The sequence below is a fragment of the Methylacidimicrobium tartarophylax genome (assembly GCF_902143375.2).
In the GTDB taxonomy this organism is placed as follows: domain Bacteria; phylum Verrucomicrobiota; class Verrucomicrobiia; order Methylacidiphilales; family Methylacidiphilaceae; genus Methylacidimicrobium; species Methylacidimicrobium tartarophylax.
Window position 1 is genome coordinate 1 of the sequence record NZ_CABFVA020000050.1, and the last position, 5,062, is coordinate 5,062.

At 58.2% G+C, this 5,062-nt stretch carries 4 protein-coding genes and 1 pseudogene; all 5 read right to left on the reverse strand.

Annotated elements, in window-relative coordinates; all coding sequences use genetic code 11:
- Positions 1-181: pseudogene (locus tag MAMT_RS11530) on the reverse strand (hypothetical protein); the annotation flags it as partial.
- 261 nt (positions 182-442) lie between these two features.
- Positions 443-2,125 carry a cbb3-type cytochrome c oxidase subunit I gene (locus MAMT_RS05040; protein ID WP_142659916.1) on the reverse strand — a complete coding sequence of 561 codons (1,683 nt, stop codon included), beginning with the start codon at positions 2,123-2,125 and terminating at the stop codon, positions 443-445.
- Positions 2,126-2,137: 12 nt separating this feature from the next.
- Complete coding sequence (locus MAMT_RS05045) at positions 2,138-2,632, reverse strand: cytochrome c oxidase subunit II (RefSeq protein ID WP_142659917.1); 495 nt, start codon at positions 2,630-2,632, stop codon at positions 2,138-2,140.
- Between the two features lie 123 nt (positions 2,633-2,755).
- Positions 2,756-3,019 (reverse strand): hypothetical protein, encoded by a 264-nt coding sequence (locus MAMT_RS05050; protein ID WP_142659918.1) that lies wholly within the window; start codon positions 3,017-3,019, stop codon positions 2,756-2,758.
- Positions 3,020-3,225: 206 nt separating this feature from the next.
- Positions 3,226-4,917 carry a 30S ribosomal protein S1 gene (locus MAMT_RS05055; RefSeq protein WP_178086919.1) on the reverse strand — a complete coding sequence of 564 codons (1,692 nt, stop codon included), beginning with the start codon at positions 4,915-4,917 and terminating at the stop codon, positions 3,226-3,228.
- Positions 4,918-5,062 lie beyond the last annotated feature (145 nt).

A 5,062-nucleotide genomic window follows, 5' to 3' on the forward strand; every position in this document is an offset into this window, starting at 1 on the left:
CGGCGGCCGGGGGGACCGGCGCCGCTTGCTCCGTGCCGGGTGCGGCGTTCTCCGCCGCTTGAACGAGGATCGGCGCACAGAGCCAGAGAATGCAAGTCGCCAGCGGCCAACGCCGCTTTCGCCAAACGTTCTTTTGGCTTACTCTCTTCGCAAGTTCCCCCTCCCCTGACACCGAAATCATCCTTCCTCCTCTTAAGAGCTTCTGCTGATCCCCCCGCTTCGCGTCCGGCGGCACTCTAGCCGGGAGGTCTTCTCGCTGACAAGCAAGGATTCTGTGAACTTCTTGTGACATTTCTGTGACATTTCTATGACATTTTCTCGAAGTTGGATCTACATGCCCGAAAGCAGGTTAAACCCGTTTGTCTTTGCCCACGAGGATCCGCGACGATGGGTTCACTTGCCTGTCGGCCGTCGCAAGACGATTTTTATCGAGGCGAGCCGATCAGTAGCCCATGAAGGGGGGGGCACTGAGCGTCGGCGGGAAATGCGTCAAGAGGAACGGCCCATAGACGAGCGCCACCAGAGCGAGCGAAAGAAAGACCCAGTAGGAGATCTTGTCGAGAATCAACTGATTGCCCGAGACGGCGGCGCCCTGCACGGTCGAGGTGAAGGGAAGGTCCACCACCGGTCGGGTTTTCCGGCCGGTCCAGAGGGTCATGGCTAGGATGACGAAGAAGAGTATGGCGGCAAGGAACATCATGCTGCCGCCGATGGCCGTCAAGGCTCCCGCCAGCTTCCAGCCGGGGAGCGGAGCATAGTTGATCATTGAGATCGCCGTCCTTCGGGGCATTCCCAGCAGCCCTCCGGAGATCTCCCCCCGGGCGAAAACAAGCACGCCGACGAAATAGATCCAGGACTGCCAGACGGCCAATTTCTTTCCCCAGAGTTCCCGACCGGTCAGATAAGGAATAAGCCAGTAGGCGAGGCCGAAATAGGAGAGCGCGACCGCACTCCCGACCGTCATGTGAAAGTGTCCCGGGATAAAGGTCGTATTATGAACGAGTCGGTTCATGTCGACGCTCGCGTTCATGAGACCGGTGATTCCGCCAGGAAGGAAGGTGATCATCGCAAGCACCTGGGCGCTCACGGAAGGATCTCTCCACGGAATCCGCCAGAACCAGCCGAGGATTCCCTTCCCTCCGCGGGCCCGCCCGCCGATCTCCAAGGCGTACATCACCGAAAATGCCGTCAAGAGGCTGGGGAAGAAGATCGCGAAGGTGAGGATGCCGGCACTCCACTTGAAATAGCCGTTCACTCCGGGATCGACGTACTGGTGATGGAAGCCGACGGGCATCAGCACGATGAACATGACGAAGGCGATGCGTGCGAGCGTATCGCTGAAGAGTTTCCCTCCGACCTGCCGGGGAATCATCGTGTACCAGGAGACATAGAGGGGAAGGAGCCAAAAGTAGACGATCTGGTGGCCGGTGAACCAGAAAAGCGCGCGGCTCAAGAGCGGGTCGGAGCCCGGCAGGAGATTGAGAGACCAGGGAAGGAGAAGGCCGAGCACCTCGATCGCTACTCCCATGGAGGCGATATCCCACATCACGTAAGTTGCGATCGAGACGAAGGCGAGCAGCGGAACCCGCTCTCCGCGATGCTCCTTCTTCCAGGCCGAAAGAGCCAGGATCTGCGCCGCAGAAGTCGTCCAGGTGCTCAGGACGAGCAGAACCGCCCCCGCGTAAAAGGTCCATTCGGCGCGCAGGGGTGGGTAAAAGGTGTAGAGAACGCTCGCCTTCCCGGCGAGGATCGCGTAGCCGCCGAGGACGCTTCCGCCGATCAAGAGCCAAAAGGAGAGCGCCAGAAGGAAGCCGTTCAGGTTCCTCCCCAAGCTGCGGGCAACCGCCAACGCCAGCCATCCGTTCGAAAGGGCAAAGGGGAAAACAAAGACGTTCAGCACCGCGTGAAGAGTGAGCCCCTGGTAGTAGGTGCGCATCCCCGGGAGGTTGCTGAAGATATTGATCCCCCCGTAATTGAGTCCCTGGACAAAGCCCTGAAACACGCCTACGGCGAGTGCTGCGAACCCGAAGAGAATGCCCCACAAGAGGTAGCGCCGATGGCTCTCGGGAAGCGTGTATCCGGAGGGATTTTCGACGATCGTGACTCTGGCTTCGGCGGTGGGCATGGCGTCCTCTTCCTACTTGACCGTGAGAGTCCCAGTCATCTGATGATGGAGCATTCCACAATACTCATGACAGATCATCCGGTACTCTCCGGGGCGAGTGAAACGGTATTTCTGTTTCGCGATCTGGCCCGGCAAGAGCATGATGTTCACGGTCGTGCCGGGAATGTAGAGCCCATGGTCGATGTCGATAGAGGTTCCCAGAAAGGTGACTTCCGCTCCCACGGGCAGCTCGATTGCACCCGGGTTGAACATCCAGGCTTGCCCCAGGATCACGACGTCGTAGGTGCCGGGACCCGTTTGCCGCACGCCCGGCTGATCGAAGGGCTTGGTCCGGGTGACAGCCGCGAAGAGGGTTTCCCCCGGCTTCGGAACGATCTGCCCGTCGTTGCCCGGAACCACGATCGCCAGGACGACCGAAGAGTAGGTAATGGCCGCGATGAAGGCGACGAGGACGATGACCGATAGCCAGATGTAACCCTTTTCCAGTTTCCCGGCGAGCGTCTCCATTACTCCCCCTACCTAGTCACCATTTCCATGTACATGTAAGACCACATCCCGGCCAGGACCACCAGGAACAGGATGAGAACGAACATCGTGCCCAGAGGGGGCGGAACTTCCTCCGGCATCTTCTCAGCTTTCTCGGCTTCGTTTTGACTCATCACTGACCTCCGAGTATCGAAGAAGGAATCGACCAAAAAGCAGTGCGAGAAGAAGGAAGAGTCCCAGGCAAAGAAGAGAGCCGATTCCGGCATTGGCACCTCCCTGCGCCTCCAGAAGCGCATTGAGGAAACCCCATCCCGCGAAGACGACCGGAGCGGTGACGACCAGAAAGAGGAGCAAGGCCGCTAGGAGCTTGCCCTCCGTCGACCCTCCATGCTCCCGCTGACCCTGCATACCCGCACGTTAGGACAACTCGTAAGAGCCAGCAAGATAAAAGCCTACAGGGCTTCCCTGTGTTACTTGTCGGCAGTATGCCTACTTAGGGTCAGCCAATTGCCTACCAAGCAAGGTCTCGGCAGGAGCGCACCACTGGTGATGTTACGTCGGGGAAGCAAGTCGCAGCTGCAAACAGAGCACCCCGCGGCCGAGCCGCCCGATCTTTAACCGCGTCTGCTCGAGTCGCCGGGCCGATAGTCCTCTTCGGCGCGCGAGAAGGCATCCTCCATCGAGCCGAGTTCCTCGCCAGGACGAGAAAGATCCAACTTCTCCCGCTCCTTTTCCATCTGCTCATCGGAATAGGCCAGGGCCTTGATGGAAAGACCGATTCGCCTCTCTTCCGGCTCAATCTTGACAATCCGAGCCTGGACTTCCTGTCCCACTTTCAGGACATCTTTCACCTTAGCGATCCGGTCGTTACTAATCTGCGAAATGTGGACCAACCCATCGATCTCGCCATCCAATTGAACGAATGCGCCAAAGCTGGCGATCTTGCTCACCTTGCCCGTGACGATCTCCCCCACCTTGTATCGAGAGGCGAGACTCTTCCAAGGGTCATCGGCGAGCTGCTTGACTCCAAGGAGAATCTTTTGATTGGGCCAGTCGATCTCCAAGACCTTCGCCTCGACGAGATCCCCCTTCTTGAAGACCTCCGATGGGTGGTTGATCTTCCGCGTCCAAGAGAGGTCATTGACATGAACGAATCCGTCGATTCCTTCCTGGAGCTCGACAAACGCGCCGTACGCCGTGAAGGTGCGGACGGTTCCCTTTACCGTCGATCCGACGGGATACTGGTCGGCAATCTTCTCCCACGGGTTGACCTCGAGAGCCCGCAGGCTCAAGGAAATCTTTTGTTCCTCCCGATTGACATCCAGGACGACGACCTCCACCTCCTGCCCGACGGAAAGAAGCTCTGCAGGCCGCGTGATCCGTTTCGTCCAGGACATCTCCGAGACATGAACCAGTCCCTCGATTCCCGGTTCGAGTTCGACGAAGGCGCCGTATGCCGTCAAATTCGTCACCTTCCCGCTGATCTTCGATTGGATCGGGAACTTCTCGGCAATCTTTTCCCAGGGATTTTCGGACTTCTGCTTGAGGCCCAGCGAGATTCTTTCCTTCTCCCGATCGACGTCAATGACCATGACCTCGACTTCCTGTCCCACGGCCAAGAGCTGCGAAGGATGCGAGAGCCGCCGCCAGCTCATGTCGGTGATATGCAAAAGGCCGTCGATCCCGTCCAGATCGATGAATGCGCCAAAATCGGTGAGGTTTTTGACGATTCCCTTGACCACATGGCCTTTTTCGGCCGTCTCGAGAAACCGTGCGCGCTTTTCCGCCCTCTCCGCTTCCACCAACTCCCGGCGGGAGAGAACGACGCTACGGCGCTCTTCATTGAGCTTGACGATCTTGCAAACGAGGATCTTGTCTTCGAAATCCCGCAGGTTCCTCGGGGCGTTGATATCGATCTGGGAAGAAGGGAGAAAAGCTTCCACCCCAACATTCAGCATCAGCCCGCCTTTGACGATTCCACGAACCTTCCCCTCAACCGTACCGCCCGCCTGATAGATTTTGACGACCTTGTCCCAATTTTGTTTTTGGGCGGCTTTCTGCTTGGAAAGAACGACGGTCCCTTCTTCATCTTCGAGATGTTCGAGAAGGACCTCCACCTCATCGCCAACCTGGACTGCCGCCGGATCTTCGAACTCCTCCAGCGGCACGACTCCTTCGGATTTGTAGCCGATATCGATCAGGACGCTCTTCGCGCTCCTCTCCACGACTCGCCCTTTCACCAGAGTTTCTTCCGCAAACACCGGAAAGGTTGCCAGTACTCCTTGCTCCGTCGCTTCCAATCTCATGCTCTTACGTCCTTCTATTAAAACTGATTAAAATTTCTTGCGATGCACCGATTCCACGCCGCTTCGTGCGCCGAGGCTGCCAACCAGCGCAGGCTACGCTCTTCCTGAACCCCGCTTCTGCGCAGACTTGACCGGCGGGCACGAG

Excerpts from the sequence above, each read along its gene's own strand:
- MAMT_RS05045 (WP_142659917.1), bottom strand. The coding sequence starts at position 2,632 with ATGGAGACGCTCGCCGGGAAACTGGAAAAGGGTTACATCTGGCTATCG.
- MAMT_RS05040 (WP_142659916.1), bottom strand. The coding sequence starts at position 2,125 with ATGCCCACCGCCGAAGCCAGAGTCACGATCGTCGAAAATCCCTCCGGA.
- MAMT_RS05050 (WP_142659918.1), bottom strand. The coding sequence starts at position 3,019 with ATGCAGGGTCAGCGGGAGCATGGAGGGTCGACGGAGGGCAAGCTCCTA.
- MAMT_RS05055 (WP_178086919.1), bottom strand. The coding sequence starts at position 4,917 with ATGAGATTGGAAGCGACGGAGCAAGGAGTACTGGCAACCTTTCCGGTG.